The sequence below is a fragment of the Gemmobacter sp. LW-1 genome (assembly GCF_001303875.1).
Classification (GTDB): Bacteria; Pseudomonadota; Alphaproteobacteria; order Rhodobacterales; family Rhodobacteraceae; genus Gemmobacter; species Gemmobacter caeni.
Map to the genome: position 1 here is coordinate 282,408 of NZ_LJSC01000051.1, position 16,727 is coordinate 299,134.

At 64.6% G+C, this 16,727-nt stretch carries 16 protein-coding genes; 10 read left to right on the plus strand and 6 right to left on the minus strand.

Annotated elements, in window-relative coordinates; genetic code table 11:
• The first annotated feature begins 95 nt into the window (after positions 1-95).
• A complete protein-coding gene (locus AO684_RS15365) occupies positions 96-740 on the plus strand; it encodes an invasion associated locus B family protein (protein WP_054303600.1) in 645 nt (214 codons plus the stop codon).
• Positions 741-789: 49 nt separating this feature from the next.
• Here the strand turns inward: AO684_RS15365 and AO684_RS15370 are convergent, their stop codons facing one another.
• From AO684_RS15370 to AO684_RS15385, 4 genes are read right to left on the minus strand one after another with little or no spacing between them, the layout of a single operon-like run.
• Positions 790-2,001: a beta-ketoacyl synthase gene (locus tag AO684_RS15370; protein WP_054303601.1), complete on the minus strand. Its 1,212-nt coding sequence runs from the start codon at positions 1,999-2,001 to the stop codon at positions 790-792.
• Positions 1,998-2,264: an acyl carrier protein gene (locus AO684_RS15375; RefSeq protein ID WP_054303602.1), complete on the minus strand. Its 267-nt coding sequence runs from the start codon at positions 2,262-2,264 to the stop codon at positions 1,998-2,000. Before AO684_RS15375 ends, AO684_RS15370 begins: the two co-directional genes overlap by 4 nt.
• Positions 2,265-2,301: 37 nt before the next feature.
• Positions 2,302-3,381 (minus strand): UDP-3-O-(3-hydroxymyristoyl)glucosamine N-acyltransferase, encoded by a 1,080-nt coding sequence (locus AO684_RS15380; RefSeq protein ID WP_054303603.1) that lies wholly within the window; start codon positions 3,379-3,381, stop codon positions 2,302-2,304.
• Positions 3,382-3,422: 41 nt separating this feature from the next.
• Positions 3,423-5,018, minus strand: a complete 1,596-nt coding sequence (locus AO684_RS15385) for a L,D-transpeptidase family protein (RefSeq protein ID WP_082401037.1) — start codon at positions 5,016-5,018, stop codon at positions 3,423-3,425.
• Between the two features lie 325 nt (positions 5,019-5,343).
• On the opposite strand from AO684_RS15385, the gene AO684_RS15390 reads away from it, so the two are divergent.
• Positions 5,344-5,913, plus strand: a complete 570-nt coding sequence (locus tag AO684_RS15390) for a DUF882 domain-containing protein (protein ID WP_054303604.1) — start codon at positions 5,344-5,346, stop codon at positions 5,911-5,913.
• A gap of 49 nt (positions 5,914-5,962) precedes the next feature.
• Here the strand turns inward: AO684_RS15390 and AO684_RS15395 are convergent, their stop codons facing one another.
• A complete protein-coding gene (locus AO684_RS15395; RefSeq protein WP_054303605.1) occupies positions 5,963-6,709 on the minus strand; it encodes an RlmE family RNA methyltransferase in 747 nt (248 codons plus the stop codon).
• Complete coding sequence (locus tag AO684_RS15400; RefSeq protein ID WP_054303606.1) at positions 6,706-7,845, minus strand: Ppx/GppA phosphatase family protein; 1,140 nt, start codon at positions 7,843-7,845, stop codon at positions 6,706-6,708. The genes AO684_RS15395 and AO684_RS15400 overlap by 4 nt, the downstream gene beginning before the upstream one ends.
• Before the next feature lie 227 nt (positions 7,846-8,072).
• Between AO684_RS15400 and AO684_RS15405 the strand changes: the two genes are divergently transcribed.
• The 8 genes from AO684_RS15405 to AO684_RS15440 all read left to right on the plus strand — a co-directional run bounded on the left by AO684_RS15405 (position 8,073) and on the right by AO684_RS15440 (position 16,686).
• Positions 8,073-8,369 (plus strand): virulence factor, encoded by a 297-nt coding sequence (locus tag AO684_RS15405; RefSeq protein ID WP_054303607.1) that lies wholly within the window; start codon positions 8,073-8,075, stop codon positions 8,367-8,369.
• Positions 8,370-8,400: 31 nt separating this feature from the next.
• Positions 8,401-9,324, plus strand: coding sequence for a hypothetical protein (locus tag AO684_RS15410; RefSeq protein ID WP_054303608.1), 924 nt, complete (start codon positions 8,401-8,403; stop codon positions 9,322-9,324).
• Positions 9,325-9,333: 9 nt separating this feature from the next.
• Positions 9,334-10,314, plus strand: a complete 981-nt coding sequence (locus AO684_RS15415) for a methyltetrahydrofolate cobalamin methyltransferase (RefSeq protein ID WP_054303609.1) — start codon at positions 9,334-9,336, stop codon at positions 10,312-10,314.
• Between the two features lie 142 nt (positions 10,315-10,456).
• Complete coding sequence (locus AO684_RS15420; protein ID WP_054303610.1) at positions 10,457-12,904, plus strand: calcium-binding protein; 2,448 nt, start codon at positions 10,457-10,459, stop codon at positions 12,902-12,904.
• Positions 12,905-13,000: 96 nt separating this feature from the next.
• Positions 13,001-13,426, plus strand: a complete 426-nt coding sequence (locus AO684_RS15425) for a cupin domain-containing protein (RefSeq protein ID WP_054303611.1) — start codon at positions 13,001-13,003, stop codon at positions 13,424-13,426.
• Positions 13,427-13,441: 15 nt separating this feature from the next.
• Positions 13,442-15,472: an ASKHA domain-containing protein gene (locus AO684_RS15430; RefSeq protein ID WP_054303612.1), complete on the plus strand. Its 2,031-nt coding sequence runs from the start codon at positions 13,442-13,444 to the stop codon at positions 15,470-15,472.
• Between the two features lie 45 nt (positions 15,473-15,517).
• Entirely contained in the window at positions 15,518-16,060 is a 543-nt protein-coding gene (locus AO684_RS15435) for a sigma-70 family RNA polymerase sigma factor (RefSeq protein ID WP_054303613.1), read from the plus strand.
• Positions 16,057-16,686, plus strand: coding sequence for an anti-sigma factor domain-containing protein (locus AO684_RS15440; protein WP_054303614.1), 630 nt, complete (start codon positions 16,057-16,059; stop codon positions 16,684-16,686). The genes AO684_RS15435 and AO684_RS15440 overlap by 4 nt, the downstream gene beginning before the upstream one ends.
• Positions 16,687-16,727: the final 41 nt, after the last annotated feature.

A 16,727-nucleotide genomic window follows, 5' to 3' on the forward strand; every position in this document is an offset into this window, starting at 1 on the left:
GCCTCACATTCGCGTTCATGGCCCCGTTTTCCGGCCTGACACCCTGCCCGCCGCATGCTAAACGGGCGGCCATCATGATTTGAGGAACAATCGCTATGCCGATGATTGATATGACCAAGGCTCTGGCTGTCACGCTGTCCTTCGGTCTGGCAGGTGCAGCGCTGGCGCAGGAAACCGCGCCGACCGAGACCCAGCCCGCCGACACCACCACGACGCAGGCGCAACCGGAAACCACCGCTCCGGCGGAACCCGCTCCGGCGGCACAGCCGGCCGATGGCCCCGGTTCGATCTATGTCAAGGAAACCTATGACGACTGGGCCGAACGCTGCATGCGCGGTGCCGAAGGCCAGCCGGACCTTTGCCAGCTTTACCAGCTTCTGAAAGACGAGCAGGGTAATCCGGTCGCCGAGATCGGCATGTTCCCGCTGCCCAAGGGGGAAAAGGCGCAGGCCGGTGCCTCGATCACCGCGCCGCTGGAAACCCTGCTGACCGAAAACATCGTCATCGCCATTGATGGTGGCAAACCGAAGGTCTATCCCTTCTCGTGGTGTGACCGCGCCAGCTGCGTTGCCCGCATCGGCTTCACCGCCGAGGAAGTGGCGACGATGAAGAAGGGCAACAAGGCGACCATGACCATCGTTCCGGTGGCCGCGCCTGATCAGAAGGTCGTTCTGAACATCTCGCTGAAGGGATTCACCAAGGGCTTTGACGCGCTGCCCGCTCCGGCTGCGGCGAACTGATCGCCTGACGGATGAAAAAGAAAGGCCGTGCCTGAGGCGCGGCCTTTTGCTATGGTGCGCGGCGCAGGGCCAGCACCGCATTCATGCCGCCAAAGGCAAAGGCATTCGACAGAACCACCGGCACCCGCGCCTGCCGCGCCACATTCGGCACAACATCCAGCGCGCATTCGGGGTCCGGCTCCTCATAACCGATCGTCGGCGCGATGATATCCTCACGCAGGGCCAGCAGACAGGCCAGCATCTCGATGGCGCCGGTGCCACCGATGGCATGCCCGTGCATCGCCTTGGTCGAGGAAATCATCAGCCGGTCAGCATGCGGCCCGAATACGTCTGCAATCGCGGCACATTCTGTCTTGTCATTGGCCGAGGTGCCGGTGCCATGCGCATTGATATAGCCCACATCCTCCGGGTTCAGGCCCGCGTCGCGCAACGCCCCGGCAATGGCCCGCGCCGCCCCCTGTTTCGAGGGCATCACGATGTCCGAGGCATCCGATGTCATGGCGAAGCCGATCACCTCTGCCAGGATCTCGGCCCCGCGACGGCGCGCCTGTTCGTATTCCTCGAAGAAATAGATCGCGGCACCTTCGCCCTGAACCATACCGGAACGGTTGAGGCTGAACGGACGGCAGGCGTCGGTGGACATGACGCGCAAGCCCTCCCAGGCCTTGATGCCGCCGAAACACAGCATCGCCTCGGCCCCGCCGGTCAGCATGGCGCGGCAGGCGCCCGACCGGATCATCTGGAAGGCCAGCCCCATCGCATGATTGGAACTGGCGCAGGCAGTGGCCACCGTGAAGCTCGGCCCCTTGATGTTGAATTCCATCGACAGGTGGCTGGCAGCGGCGTTGTTCATCAGTTTCGGCACGACGAAGGGGTGAACCCGGTTCTTCCCCTCCTCATAGACGGCACGATAATTCTCGTCCTGCGTGGTCAGCCCGCCCCCGGCGGTGCCCAGAACCACGCCGGTCTCGTAGCCAAGATGCCCGTCGAAATCGAGCCCGGCCTGCGCCACGGCCTGCCGCGCCGCGTGCAGGGTGAACTGCGTATAGCGGTCGTACAGCAGGATCTGCTGGCGGCTGAAATGTTCCTCCGGGTGCCAGCCCTTGACCTGCGCCCCGATCTTCACGTTCAGCCTGTCGACGTCGCGGATGTCCAGCGGCCCGATTCCACCCCGGCCCTCGCGCATCGCGGCGAAGGTTCCCTGCACATCCTGGGCCAGCGCGTTGATCGTGCCCGCGCCGGTAATGACCACACGCTTCATGCAGCCTTCCGCGCCACCAGCCCCTCGACCGCCGCGATCACCGCCGCGACCGAGGAAATGTCGAACTGCGACTTGCCCGGTTCATTGGCGTTGAACGGAACCGAAATGTCGAAAGCTTCCTCGATGGCGAAGATGCTTTCCACCAGACCGAGGCTGTCGAGCCCCAGATCCTCCAGGCTGTCCTCCATGCGGATGTCGGCGGTGTCCATCACCGCCTGCTCCGCCAGAATGGCGATCACCCGTTCCTTGACGCTCTCACCCATGCCACACTCCTGATGCCCGAGATTGCCCGTCGGATTATCAAGACTTTGCAACAACTTTCTGAAGTTCCGCAACCGCCGCCGCCAGACGCGGCAAGCGGCGCAAGGCCTTGTTGATCTCGATCTGGGTTTCCATCTTCACCGCTGGATACCCCAGCAGCACCCGACCTGCAGGCGCATTGGTGAAGATCTTGGTCGCCCCGCCAGCGATCACATCGTCGCCAACAAAGATATTGTCATTCACACCACATTGCCCGGCCAGTACCACACGGTCGCCGATTCTGGACGATCCGGCAATGCCGACCTGTCCGCAGAGAAGGCAATCGCGGCCCACCTGCACATTATGCCCGATATGCACCAGATTATCGAGCTTGGTGCCTGATCCGATGGCGGTATCGCGGATGGTGCCGCGGTCGATGCAGGCGTTGGCGCCGATTTCCACATCGTCGCCGATGGTGACGGCCCCCAGAGAGTGAATGCGCGTCCAGCTTTGTTCGCGAATTTCGTCACGTTGTCCAAGGGTTGAGCGGATTTCTTCAACCCCGCTGCGTTCCGGTGTGACGAAACTGAACCCATCGGCCCCGATCACCGCGCCGGGCTGGCAGATGAAGCGGTCGCCGATGGTGACCCGCGCCCCGATGCGCGCGCCTTGCAGGATCAGCGCCTCCGCCCCGATGGTCGCGCCTTCCGCAATGCTGACATGGCCCGCGATGCGGGCATTCGGCCCGATCCGTACGCCCGCGCCGATGGTCACGAAAGGCCCGATGGCCGCACCGGCGCCGATTTCTGCTGTGGGGTCGATGACGCTCATCGCATGTACGCCGGGGGTGATAGCCGGGCCTGCGTCCAGCATCCGGCTGAGGCCCGCCATGGCGAGCCGGCCGCGCGGCGCGAAGATGGCCGCCTCCAGCCCCAGTTCCTGCCAGTCCGCACCGGGCCAGAGCATTGCCGCCCGCGCCTGCCCTTTGGCAAGCCCCCCCGCATATTTCGGGTCCAGCGCCAGAGCAAGCGCCTCGGGCCCTGCCGAATGAGGCTCCGCCGCGCAAGAGACTATCAGGTCAAGGTTTCCGGCCGCCTCGGCACCAAGGGCGGTAGCAATGTCGCGGATCGTATGGGCCATGGCATCCTCTTGTCCGGGGCAACCGGCGCCCCGGTCCAGATTTAGCCCTGTTGACCGCCCGGCGCCACCCCGGCCGCAATCAGTGCCTGATAGATGGCCGCGTCACGGCCGTAGATGTCGCGCCGGTAATTCATCTCACCTTTCGGTCCCGGGAAGGCGGTGAAATAGACCAGATGCACCGGCACATGCTGTTCAAGCTTGATCGCCTGCTCGCGTCCGGATTTCAGCACACCCTGGAACAGCCCGACCGGATCATCGCTTTGCGCCCCCAGAAGCGCATAGGCAAAGTCGAAGGGATCGCCCAGCCGGACACAGCCGTGGCTGAAGGCGCGGACCTCGCGCTGAAACAAAGATTTCGAAGGCGTATCATGCAGATAGATGTTCCACTGGTTCGGGAACATGAACTTCACCAGCCCCAGCGCATTGCCATCCGAAGGCGGCTGGCGCATGGCAAAGGGGAAATTCGCCGCCGTATACTTGCCGAAATTGATCGAGCCGCGATCCACCACCCGGCCCCGGCTGTCGACGATCTTCAGATGACCCGCCGCATTCGGGTTCTTCTTCAGAAGCGGCAGGTATTCCTTGGTGGTGATCGAGCGCGGCACCGACCAGCTCGGGTTCACCACCATATATTCCATCTCGTCCGAAAATTCGGGCGTGCGCTGATCGGGGACATTCTTGCCGATGACCGCGCGGGTAACGAAGGTTTCCTTGCCATCGTCGATGATACGGGCCGTGAAATCGGTCTGGTTGACCCAGATATGCCGCCGCCCGCGCTCGATATTCATCCAGCGCTCGCGCTCCAGCGCCACGAGAACGGATTTCAGCCGCTGTTCGGGCGGCACGTTCATCTCGGTCAGGGTGCTTTCGTCCACGATGCCGTCGGCGTTCAGCCCGTGCGCAAGCTGAAAGCGCTGAACGGCGCGCTGGATCTCGGCGTCATAATCGCGGCTGGCAGAGAGCGAGAGATATCCCATGGCGACCAGACGGTCACGCAGGGCGACCACCGCGTCACCGCTGCTGCCGGGTTTGGGGCGGCTCGTCAGTTCAGCCCCCCAGCCGCCACGGGCAATCTGACGCTCGATCCCGATTTTGGCCTTGATCAGCTGCGCATAAGCCGGGGCGGTCGGCGCCAGCGACCCCAGGAAACCGGCCAGATCCCCGGCTTCTGCGACCGTCAGAACCTGCGCATCCTCAAGACGCGGCAGGGTGCGCACGATGGTCGAGTCGATCTTCTTCGGCTCCAGCACACCGGAATGAAGGTCGTGCGCGTAATCCAGGAGCGCCCGCGTCATCCGAACCTCGATGCGGGCGCGGTCGCCTTCGGTCCGGGCGGCGCGCAGGGCCTCGGCCAGAGCACGGGCATCATAGCGTTGCGCCGGCAGGCCGTGATCGGCCGCCCGCGACAGCGCCCCCAGCAGGATGGCGCGCCGTTCGGCAGAATCGGCGGCGGTCCAGATCGGCTGGTAGTTTCGTTTCGCATAAAAGGCCGAAAGCGCGTCATCCTTCGCGGCGGCAATCGCCACGGTCTGCGCGAAGGGGCTGATCTGCGGCTGCGCCGACAGCGGCGCGGCGGCCAGCATCAGGGCCAGCGCACAGGGCATCGCCTTGCGGCGCGGACGAAGAAAACGCGGCATCTTGACCTCGAACAATTCAACTTCGTGCAAATTTCGGAGATTTGGCGCCCCGAGTCCACTCACATCCGGTTCAGACCGTTGCGCGAATACCTGAATCAAGGGGTGAATTTGTCACATTTCGGCAACTCAGCCGCGAAATGCCGATCGGTTCCCTGCGCTGAGCCGGATTCAGCAAATATTTGCCGATCGGGCGTTCAATGACCCCTGCGGACGATCTGGCCCCTTCTGTTGCGATTCGACTTGTGTCATACAATTCGTGCACTTGGGCAAAAGTGGCAGAGCCGTACGAAAAGCGGCATAAGAAGACCGAAGGACAGGCTTTCACATGAGCATGGCAGAAAAAACCGGGTTCACGCGGCGGGGCCTTCTTGGTGTGTTCGCGGCAACCGCGGTTGTGGCAGCACCCACCTACTCCAACGCTTTCGGGCTGTTGCGGGGCGCAGGCGATATCCGGCGTATCCGGATGTATTCGGGTCGGACGGGCGAAAGCCTTGATACGATCTACTGGATCGAAGGGAAGTACATCCCCGAAGTCCTGAAGGAAATTAACCATTTCATGCGCGATTGGCGCACCGATCAGGCCGTATCCATGGATGCGCGCACGGTCGACATCATGGCAGCCTCGCACCGTCTTCTGGATGTGTCCGAGCCGTTCATGCTGCTGTCGGGCTATCGCAGCCCGAAGACAAACGCGATGCTGCGGTCGAAATCGGGCGGCGTGGCGAAAAACTCGCTGCATATGAAGGGTCAGGCAGCCGATCTGCGGCTGAAATCGCGCTCGGTAGGTCAGATGGCCCGCGCGGCGGAATCCTGTGCCTCGGGTGGTGTGGGCCGGTATTCCGGGTCCAACTTCGTTCATATGGATTGCGGCCCGGTCCGGCACTGGGGCGGCTGAGCCCCGGCCGGGAGGAACGAAAAAGGGCGCCTTCGGGCGCCCTTTTCAATCAGCCCTCTGCCTCGCCCGCGCCGCTTTCGGCCTGACGCCCGCGGAAGCCCATGGCGACCACGAACTTTTCCGAACTGTCGGAGCGACTGGCGGGCGGCTTCACATTGGCGACCTTGGTGAAGTTCTTCTTCAGCATGGTCTGCATCTCGATCTCGGCGCCGCCGGCCAGAACCTTGGCGACAAAGGTGCCGCCATCCTCCAGCACGTCAAAGGCAAAGGCCAGCGCGGCCTCGACCAGCGCGATAATGCGCAGGTGATCGGTGCCCTTGTGCCCCGAGGCAGCGGCGGCCATGTCCGACATCACCACATCGGCGCGGCCCCCAAGCCAGCCCTTCACCTTGTCATCCGCATCATCCGCCAGAAAGTCGAGCTGGTGAATATCGGCCCCCGCAATCGGTTCAACCTCCTGCAAATCGACGCCCAGCACGGTTCCCAGCGGTTTTTTCGGGTTCTGCCCCAGCGCATTCACCCGCTCCACCGCGACCTGGCACCAGCCTCCGGGCGCGCAGCCAAGGTCCACCACCCGCGCACCGGGTTTCAGGAAGCCGTATTTGTCATCCAGTTCCAGAATCTTGAAGGCCGCGCGGCCGCGATAACCTTCGCGTTTCGCGCGCTGGACGTAGGGATCGTTCAGCTGCCGTTCGAGCCAGAGCGTCGAGGACAGCTTGCGCCCCTTGGCGGTCTTGACCCGGACCCGCAGGTCGCGCTGGCCCCGGCCGGAAGTGTTCTTGGGCGGTGTCGTCATGTATATGGTCCGTCTTCCAGAACGCCGTCGGCGCTCATCTGTGCGTAAAGAAGCCCTTCGCGCAATCCGCGATCCGCCACCGACAATCGGTCGGTCGGCCAGATTCGCATCAGCGCCTGAAGGATGGCCGCGCCGGACATGATCAGCGAATGCCGGTCACGGCCGATGCGGGGATCGGTGCGGCGGCCCTCGGGGCCAAGCGAAAGATAGTCGCGGATCACCGTGTCGATCTGGGACGAGGTCATGCGCAGCCCGTCCACCTTGGTGCGGTCATAGCGGCGCAGGCCCAGAAAGCTGGCGGCGACCGTGGTCACGGTGCCCGAGGTGCCGATGATCTGAAACCCCTCGCGCGGGTTTTCGGCGTTGTAGGGGGAAAAGCTGGCAAGGTTTTCCTCAAAGAACCAGCTCATCAGCGCAAAGCGGGCGGCATCGTCCTCGACATCCTGAAACTGATCTTTCAGCGTCGCCACCCCCAGCGGCACCGAGATCCAGTCCACCACCCGCGCGGCCGTGGCCGCGCCCGGCTGGTTGAAGCCCGAATGCAGTTGCATGATGGCGCGCTGCCGGTCCTCGGGGGCCACTTCGGAAAGGTCGATCCAGACCAGTTCGGTCGAACCACCCCCGATATCCACCACCAGCAACTGTTCGGTCCGGCGCGAGACCAGAGGCGCGCAGGAAATGACCGCCAGCCGCGCCTCTTCCTCGGGTGGGATGATTTCCAGCGACAGGCCGGTTTCACGACGGATCTGCCGCATCAGATCGCGCGCATTCCGCGCCCGGCGACAGGCCTCGGTGGCGACAAGCCGCATCCGGCTGACGCCATGCTTTTCGATCTTCTTCTGACAGATGCGCAGGGCCTGCACTGTGCGCCCCATCGAGGCACGCGACAACCGGCCCGAGGCCTCCAGCCCCACGCCTAGCTGGACAGTCTTGGAAAAGCTGTCCACGACCTGAAACTGACTGCCCTTCGGCTGGGCGATCAGCATTCGGCAACTGTTGGTCCCCAGATCGAGCGCAGCATACAGCTGCGGCCCCGACCGGGTGTCATGAGGGGTCGACGGTTCGACCGCACCCGCCCCCATCAGGGCATCGGGCTGCGGGATCGCGTCCTCCCCCCGGGGACGCTCGGGCGCCATAATCCGCCCTCCATTTTCGGTTACCGTAAACGTAGACCCGTTGTCCCCCCCGCGCAAGCGCGGATACGCGGAACGGTCTGTGCGCCGATGCGCGGGCGCTCGCTTCCCGGCCTGCGACAAGGTAGATTTGCCGCTGTCGCGGACTGCGCGCCGGATGTCGAAATCCGACACTGCCGGTCGCTGGCCGACGCATAGAACGGGAAACACGCAACAGAGGGGAATCAGCGATGCCCGAGGTCACGATCGTTTACTGGCGGGACATTCCGGCCCAGGTCATCGTCGGCAAGGGCCGTCGGGGATCGAAAGTGCAACTGCCCGAACGCTTTGAGCAGGCGATCGACCGTTGCGCCATGAAGGTGGGGGCGAAGGACGCCGACGCCTATCTGGCTGAATGGCGCAAGGCCGCCCCCTACGAGGTGGAGGGTGAACCGGACCAGATCGCCCGCGACACCGCCGACCGTCTGGATGCCGAATATGACACCGCGCGCCTCAAGGCGCTGATCGAGGCCGAGGGCCGGGCCTGAGCGCCCCGCGCCCCATGTGAGGAGCTGCCCCATGGCGCTGTTCAGTTTCCGTCGTGACAATGCCCCGGCCGCGACCGGCGTCACCCCCGAGGTCGAGACCTTCCTGAAAGGCTTCTCGATGGAGGTGATGCCCCGCACTGCCGAGAAGGTCGAGGATTTCCGCGCGATCCTGCCGAAAGGCACCCGCGTCTATATCGCCCATATCGAGGGCACGCCCATCGAGGACATGGTGGCGACGGCGAAGCGCATCAGCGCCGAAGGCTTCCCCGTCATGCCGCATTTCCCGGCCCGCATCATCAAGGACCGCGCCACTCTGGCCGACTGGATTGCCCGCTATCAGGGCGAGGCCGGTGTGAAACAGGCGCTGCTGCTGGGCGGTGGCGTCAACACCCCGGCGGGCGAGTTCGACAGCTCGATACAGCTGATCGAGACGGGCCTGTTCGACGGGTTCGAGCGGCTGCATGTGGCAGGCCACCCGGAGGGCAACAAGGACATCGACAAGGACGGCGGCGATGCCATTGTCATGCAGGCGCTGAAGTGGAAACAGGATTTCGCCAATCGCACCGATGCGAAAATGGCGATCGCCACCCAGTTCTGCTTTGAAGCTGGCCCGGTCATCGACTGGGTGAACCGGATCAATGCGGCAGGTGTCTCGATCCCGGTGCATATCGGTGTGGCAGGCCCGGCCAAACTTCAGACCATGATCAAATTTGCCATCGCCTGCGGCGTCGGCCCCTCCTTGCGCGTGCTGCAAAAGCGGGCGATGGACGTGACCAAGCTGCTGCTGCCCTATGAACCCAACGAGTTCATCACCGAACTGGCGGTCCACAAGGCGCAAAACCCGGATTTCGGCATCGAATCCGTGCATTTCTTCCCCCTTGGCGGCATCAAGACCAATGCCACCTGGGCCACCGAACACGGCGGCGCCTCGGGCGTCCCGGCCAATCAAGCGTAAGGAAAAGCCATGACCCGGACCGTTCTCGAATCCAAAACCAAAACCGTTGTCATTGGCTTTGACGAGCCCTTCTGCGTCATCGGCGAGCGTATCAACCCCACGGGGCGCAAGAAGCTGGCGGCCGAACTGGAGATGGGCAATTACGACACCGTCATCAAGGACGCGCTGGAGCAGGTGGCCTGTGGCGCGACCGTGCTGGATGTGAACTCGGGCGCCGTCTTCACCAACAAGATGGCCGAAGACCCGCGTTATGCCGACAACAACTTTGTCGAACCGCCGCTGATGAAGGCGCTGATCGAGATCATTCAGCAGACCGTGGACGTGCCGCTGTGCATCGACTCGTCGGTGCCGGGCGCGCTGGAAGCCGGGCTTCAGGCCTGTGAGGGCCGTCCGCTGCTGAACTCGGTCACGGGTGAGGAAGAGCGGCTGGAACTGGTGCTGCCGCTGGTGAAGAAATACAACGTCCCGGTCGTGGCTATTTCCAACGACGACACCGGCATCTCGCCCGACCCGGATGTCCGTTTCGCCGTGGCCAAGAAAATCGTCGAACGCGCCGCCGATTTCGGCATTCCGGCGCATGACATCGTGGTGGACCCGCTGGTGATGCCGGTGGGCGCCATGGCGACCGCCGGTCAGCAGGTTTTCGCGCTGGTCCGCCGCCTGCGCGAGGAACTGGGCGTGAACACCACCTGCGGCGCCTCGAACATCTCGTTCGGCCTGCCGCATCGCCACGGCATCAACGCGGCCTTCCTGCCCATGGCCATCGGTGCGGGCATGACGAGCGCGATCATGAACCCGGTCCGTCAGGTGGAGATGGAGGCGATCCGCGCCGCCAACTTCCTGATGAACCACGATGCCAATGGCGGCGAATGGATTCGCTTCGCGAAGGTGATCGAGGCGGTCGAGGGCGGTGCGTCCTTCGCCGAAGCCTCCGCCGCTGCCAGCCAGGCTGCGGGCGGGCGCCGGGGTGGCCGTCGCGGCCGCGGCTGATCCGGTTTCCCTCCGATGCAGACGCCCGCCCTTGCCGGCGGGCGTTTTGCATGAGCGGCACAGTTTTGCCGCAGGCCGGGCCTAATCTGACCATCGCCGCCCGCCAGAAACCGGATCAAGCCCCCAGCCTGACCCGGACCAGATGAGCGACCTCGGCCATATCAATGCCATCCATATCCTGTTTCTCGCCGAAAAGGCGGCCGAACAGGACCGCGCGACCGGCAGCTATGACGCACATCTCGCCGAGGACCGGCGTTATTACAACTGGCAGGGCCAGCAGCAGATCCTGCCCTTCGGAATGGATGACGACCCACAAGGCTTTGCCGAGGGGTTGCGCACTGCCCTGCCCGGCGTCAACACCCTGCGTCTCTCCTTCAACCAGTATGCTTTCGACACCAGGGGGGGCCTGCATCCACAATACGAGGCATTCATTGCCGCAGCGGTGAAACAGGGTTTCAAGCTGATCTTCACCCTGACAGATGGTGCACAGCAGACCACCGGCGACGATGGCGCGATGACCAGCGCGCAGCTTGCCAAAGCACTGGACGGAACTGTGCAGGATGGCGCGATCGCCGCCTGGGACAAGATGCTGGCGTGGCTCGACCGGCATCCGGGTGCGCAGAAGGCGGTCTGGGGCTACGAACTTGCGAACGAGGCCGCCGCCTACGAGCGTGGTGTTACACTGGCAGAGCGTGGCACCAAACTCGCCGCCGAAGCGCAGTTTGTCGGGCTTTACGCCCGCCATATGGCCGAGCTTGCGGCCAGGGTGCAGGCGGCTGACCCGGATGCGCGGGTGCTGGTCGGCGGCTGGGCCTATTCGGCGCGATTCACCGATCTGGCAGAAAATTCAGTAGGCAACAAAAGCGCGCTGGATTTCCTGCGCACCAAGATCGGCGATGCGCTGGTCTGGGCCGGGCATCTTTATCCCGGCTGGCACAGTGGCACCGAAGTGACCGATCCCAAAAAGCTTGCGCAAATCTACACGACGGCGCTGGCTCCGCTGGGCGATGACGACATCCTGCTGACGGAAACCAGCTTCAGCGGCGCGCTGATCAACGATTTCAGCCTCGCGCCGAATGTGACGCGCAGCATGTCGCGCATGCAGGAATGGTTCGCGGATCGCGGCATCGGCACGACATGGTTTTCCGGTGCCGAGGCGGGCGCCTCCAGCCTTGTCGCCGTCGACAGCGGGGCGAAGCTGCGCTACCTGCACCAGCACAGCCTCGCCTTCGCGCTGAATGCCTTCTCGCTTGACGATGCCCCGCGCGGCCATAACGGGGACGAGGCTTTGGAGGCAGACGTCGTCACTGCGCGTCTGCGCAACGAGGACTATGACGGCAAGCTGTCCATGGATCCTGTCGCGGGCGCCGGTTTCGCCTTTGGCTATGGCGGTGCCGATACGCTGACCGGGGCGGCGGAGGCCAACAACTTTCTGTATGGCGGCAAGGGCGGCGATCTGCTGCGTGGCGCGGGGGATGAGGATTTTCTGTTTGGTCAGGACGATGCCGACACGTTGCTCGGGCAATCCGGCAATGACCTGCTGTTCGGCGGGCGCGGTGACGATCTGCTGCGCGGCGGAGCGGGCCATGACACGCTGGAGGGTGGCGCGGGCGCTGACCGTTTCGATGCCTCTGCCGGTTCCGATTTGGTAACGGATTTCCGTCAGGATGCAGGAGACCGGCTGTATCTGGGCCGGGATTATACGGATTGGACCGACGTGAAGGCACGGATGACCTTTCGCGCCCTTGACGGCAAGGCAGTGGATGATGTGGTGATCACACATTCCGACGGGACCGAGACGATCCTGCTGAACGCCCGCGGCAAGATTGGCGCGGCGGCGCTGTTGCTGGCGGGCGACAAGACATCGGTCGAGGGGACCGCCGGTAACGATCTGATCCGCGAAGGTTGGCAGGATATCGAAGGGCAAAGCTTCGGCGCCCTGCGCCTCGTGACGGCGGGCACCGGGGCCGATACGGTTCTGGGCACGGCGCGCGCAGATCACATCGACGGCGGAAGCGGGCAGGATCTGTTGCGCGGCAGTGGCGGCAATGACGAACTGCTGGGCATGGCGGGGAATGACCGGCTGCTCGGCGAAACCGGCAACGATACGCTGAGCGGTGGTGAGGGCCATGATGTGCTGGAGGGCGGTGCCGGTCAGGATGTGCTGGCCGGTGGCGCGGGCAACGATTCCCTCTCCGGCGGCGGTAGTGGTGACACCCTGTTCGGTGACAACGGGCGCGACACGCTGGCGGGCGGCGCAGGCAATGACGTTCTGCACAGTGGCACGGGTCGCTCGCGTCTGGATGGCGGTGCCGGGCGCGATACGCTTTTTGCCGATCTGTCTGGTGGCGGCCATGTGCTGACCGGCGGCAGCGGCGCGGATCGTTTCATTTTCCATGACGCCGGCAAGACCGCCAGCCGGTCGGTCATCACCGATTTCACCCCCGGCGAGGATCGGCTTGTTTTCGGCAATCGCGCCGTGGATCTGGCGCATCTGCCCGATGGCATGCGGCTGGTGGAAACCGATGCGGGCAGCACACTGCATCTTGCGCCAGGCCATCAGGTGTTCCTGCAAGACCTGTTCTTCTGACGCCACGCCGCAACCTGACCGAAACCTGCCGCGAACAGCCATGGCAAGCGCGCCGCCCCGGCCTAGAAAGGGCCAGCGACAGGGTATGAGGGAAACATGCGCGCCGCGATTTCGGTGGATGCGGGCAACTGCCCGGAGGCAACCTGGGATGACCCGGCGAAGGGAACGATTCGCTGGAAGACCCTGTTGTCGCAGGGCATGACTGCCAGCGACAGCCTTGTCTGCGGCATCGCGCTGATGGCGCCGGGTGAGTTCTTTGCGTTTCATTCCCACCCCGAGGCCGAAGTCTATTTCGGGCTGGAGGGCGAAGGCGAAGTGGTGATCGACGGCGTGCCGCACCGGCTCGCCCCCGGCATCATGCTCTTCATCCCCGGCGGCGCCGTGCATGGCGTGCCCGTGGTTTCGGCGCCGCTGAAATGGTTCTACACCTTCGCGCGCGATTCCTTCGACCAGATCGCCTACAGCTTTCTGCCCGTCCCGGCAGAGCCAGAACCCCCGATACCGCCCGAACGGGCGGCCTGACTGCGAGAGGCCAAGATGAGTGACGACGCGCTGGTTATCTTTACCCCCTCGGGCAAGCGGGGGCGTTTCCCGCTGGGCACGCCGGTCCTTCAGGCGGCACGGTCGCTGGGCGTGGATCTCGACAGCGTCTGCGGCGGCCGCGGCATCTGTTCCAAATGCCAGATCACGCCGGGATATGGCGAATTTCCCAAGTTCGGCATCCATGTCGATGACGAAGCGCTGAGCGAGTGGAACAGCGTCGAGGAACGCTACAAATCCAAGCGCGGCATGATCGACGGGCGGCGGCTGGGCTGTCAGGCCAAGGTCATGGGCGATGTGGTGATTGACGTGCCCCCGGAAAGCCAGGTGCACAAGCAGGTCATCCGCAAATCCGCCACCGCGCGCGAGATCACGATGGACCCGGCGACCCGCCTCCTGTTCATCGAGGTGGCAGAGCCTGACATGCATGAACCCACCGGCGATTTCGAACGTGTGCAGCGTGCGCTGGCCGAACAGTGGCAGGTCGATGCCGTTGTCGCCGATCTCGCGGTGCTGCGCCGGTTGCAACCCGTGCTGCGTAAGGGGGAATGGAAGATCACCGTCGCCCTGCATCGCGGCAATCACGATACCGCGCATCGCATTCTGGACCTCTGGCCGGGCTACCATGACGGCGGTCTTTACGGGCTTGCCATCGACCTCGGCTCCACCACCATCGCGGCGCATCTGTGCGACCTGCGCGACGGGCATGTGCTGGCCTCGTCCGGCGTGATGAACCCGCAGATCCGCTTCGGCGAGGATCTGATGAGCCGTGTTTCTTATGCCATGATGAACCCCGGCGGCGATCAGGAGATGACGGCGGCGGTGCGCACCTCGATCAACGGGCTGGTGCAAGCCATCGCCACCGAAGCGGGCGTCGATCCGGCCTCGATCTACGAAGTGGTATTTGTCTGCAACCCGGTGATGCACCACCTGCTTCTGGGCATCGACCCGGTGGAGCTGGGTCAGGCGCCCTTCGCGCTGGCGACCTCGGGCAGCCTTGCCCTGCCCGCCCGCGAGATGGAGCTGACGGCGGTGAACAGCGCGGCGCAGGTTTATGTGCTGCCTTGCATCGCGGGCCATGTCGGCGCCGATGCGGCGGCGGTGGCGCTGGCCGAGGCGCCCGACAAATCCGAGGATATGGTGCTGATCGTGGATGTCGGCACCAATGCGGAAATCCTGCTGGGCAACAAGGAACGGGTGCTGGCCTGTTCCTCGCCCACCGGCCCTGCGTTTGAGGGCGCGCAGATCTCCAGTGGCCAGCGCGCCGCCCCAGGCGCCATTGAGCGGGTAGAGATCAACGTGGCCACCAAGGAGCCGCGTTTCCGCGTGATCGGCAGCGACCTGTGGTCGGACGATCCGGGCTTTGCCGAGGCAACCGCAAACAGCGGTATCACCGGCATCTGCGGTTCCGGCATCATCGAAGCGGTGGCCGAGATGCGTCTGGCAGGGATTCTGGATGGCTCGGGCCTGATCGGATCGGCCGAACAGGTCGGCACCGACCGCTGCCGCCCCGAGGGGCGCACCAACTCGTATCTCATGTTTGATGGCAGCGCGACGGGCGGGCCGGTCATCACGGTCACACAGGGCGACATCCGCGCCATCCAGTTGGCGAAATCGGCGCTTTATGCCGGTGCGCGGCTGTTGATGGATGAAATGGGCGTGGATCATGTGGATCGTGTCGTGCTGGCCGGGGCCTTCGGTGCCCATATCAGCCCGAAACACGCGATGATCCTTGGCATGATTCCTGATGCGCCGCTGGACAAGGTGGCCAGCGCGGGCAATGCGGCAGGCACCGGGGCGCGGATCGCGCTCTGCAACCGCGCCGCCCGTGATGCGATCGAGGCGACGGTGCACGAGATCCACAAGGTCGAGACTGCCATCGAGCCGCGCTTTCAGGAGCATTTCGTGAATGCAAGCGCCATCCCCAACGCGGTCGATCCCTTCCCGCATCTGGCCGCCATCGCGCCCCTGCCGGAAGTCAGCTACAATACCGCAGGCTCTGAAGGCCGTCGCCGTCGCAGAGGATGACCCTCGCGGGGTTGACTTTGGCGCCGCTGCGCTAGCTTCTCGGGCATGGATGATCCGATAGCCGATCTGCTGACCCGATGCGCCGCGCAGGACCGCGCGGCGTTTCGGGAATTATACTCCGCCACCAGCGCGAAACTTATGGGCGTGCTCCTGCGTATGTTGAAAGACCGGCAGGAAGCGGAGGAAGCCTTGCAAGAGGTTTATACCCGGATCTGGCTGCGCGCGCAGCGTTTTGACCCCGCACGGGGACGCGGCATGACATGGGTCATTGCCGTCGCCCGGCATCTGGCCATCGACCGGCTGCGCGCCCGCCCGACAGAGACCGAGGAAGCTGAATACGACCAGATCGCCGACAGCGCACCACGGGCCGAAAGCCGCCTGATCGCGCTGGGCGAGGCCCGGCAGATCGTCCAGTGCTTTGACACCCTGGAACCGGCCCGCGCCGCCGCGCTGCGCGGCGCCTATCTGGACGGGCTGAGTTATGCCGATCTGGCAGGCAGGCATGACGTGCCGCTGAACACCATGCGCACCTGGCTGCGGCGCGGGCTTGCCGCGCTCCGCGATTGCATGGAAGGTGTCCGGGCATGAGCGTCGAAGACCGGGACATCGCGGGTGAATATGTGCTGGGCACCCTGCCCCATGCCGAGCGTCTGGCCTTTGCCGCCCGGCTGAAATCCGATCCCACCTTGCAGGAACTGGTCGCGGAATGGGAGGATCGCCTCGCCGGGCTGAATGCGGAATATGCCGAAAGCCCGGCGCCCGACCTGTTCCCCGCCATCGAGGCGCGGCTGTTCCCCCGGCCTGCGCGATCGCGCTGGCAAGGCTGGCTCGGCGGGCTTGTCACGGCAGCGGCCGTGCTGCTGGGCGCGGTGGTATTGCCGCCGCTGCTGGCGCCCTCCGCCTCGCCCGTCATCGCCGAACTCGGTGCGCCCGATGCGGGCCTGCGGTTCGAGGCGCATTACGACGGGCGTGACCTGATCCTTCGCCGCGTCGCCGGGGCCGCGCCAATCGCCAGCCAGTCGCACGAGCTCTGGATCATCGCACCGGACGCGGCGCCGGTCTCGCTTGGCCTGATCGGCACCGATCCGCTGCGCGTGGCCTATCCGGCGCCACCGGCAGGCTGGACGCTCGCGGTCACGCTGGAACCGGCAGGTGGCGCACCGCAGGGCGTCCCCACCGGACCCATCGTCGCGGCGGGTCAGATCACGCTTTGATCACAGGCGCGTGAGGCTGAAACTCCGGCGCGAATGGCTCC

Bases quoted from the DNA above. Each gene is read 5' to 3' on its own strand.
- AO684_RS15390 (WP_054303604.1), top strand. From the start codon at position 5,344: ATGAGCATGGCAGAAAAAACCGGGTTCACGCGGCGGGGCCTTCTTGGT.
- AO684_RS15400 (WP_054303606.1), bottom strand. From the start codon at position 7,845: ATGGCGCCCGAGCGTCCCCGGGGGGAGGACGCGATCCCGCAGCCCGAT.
- AO684_RS15430 (WP_054303612.1), top strand. From the start codon at position 13,442: ATGAGTGACGACGCGCTGGTTATCTTTACCCCCTCGGGCAAGCGGGGG.
- AO684_RS15365 (WP_054303600.1), top strand. From the start codon at position 96: ATGCCGATGATTGATATGACCAAGGCTCTGGCTGTCACGCTGTCCTTC.
- AO684_RS15435 (WP_054303613.1), top strand. From the start codon at position 15,518: ATGGATGATCCGATAGCCGATCTGCTGACCCGATGCGCCGCGCAGGAC.
- AO684_RS15380 (WP_054303603.1), bottom strand. From the start codon at position 3,381: ATGGCCCATACGATCCGCGACATTGCTACCGCCCTTGGTGCCGAGGCG.
- AO684_RS15440 (WP_054303614.1), top strand. From the start codon at position 16,057: ATGAGCGTCGAAGACCGGGACATCGCGGGTGAATATGTGCTGGGCACC.
- AO684_RS15395 (WP_054303605.1), bottom strand. From the start codon at position 6,709: ATGACGACACCGCCCAAGAACACTTCCGGCCGGGGCCAGCGCGACCTG.
- AO684_RS15425 (WP_054303611.1), top strand. From the start codon at position 13,001: ATGCGCGCCGCGATTTCGGTGGATGCGGGCAACTGCCCGGAGGCAACC.
- AO684_RS15410 (WP_054303608.1), top strand. From the start codon at position 8,401: ATGGCGCTGTTCAGTTTCCGTCGTGACAATGCCCCGGCCGCGACCGGC.
- AO684_RS15370 (WP_054303601.1), bottom strand. From the start codon at position 2,001: ATGAAGCGTGTGGTCATTACCGGCGCGGGCACGATCAACGCGCTGGCC.
- AO684_RS15415 (WP_054303609.1), top strand. From the start codon at position 9,334: ATGACCCGGACCGTTCTCGAATCCAAAACCAAAACCGTTGTCATTGGC.
- AO684_RS15385 (WP_082401037.1), bottom strand. From the start codon at position 5,018: ATGCCGCGTTTTCTTCGTCCGCGCCGCAAGGCGATGCCCTGTGCGCTG.
- AO684_RS15405 (WP_054303607.1), top strand. From the start codon at position 8,073: ATGCCCGAGGTCACGATCGTTTACTGGCGGGACATTCCGGCCCAGGTC.
- AO684_RS15375 (WP_054303602.1), bottom strand. From the start codon at position 2,264: ATGGGTGAGAGCGTCAAGGAACGGGTGATCGCCATTCTGGCGGAGCAG.
- AO684_RS15420 (WP_054303610.1), top strand. From the start codon at position 10,457: ATGAGCGACCTCGGCCATATCAATGCCATCCATATCCTGTTTCTCGCC.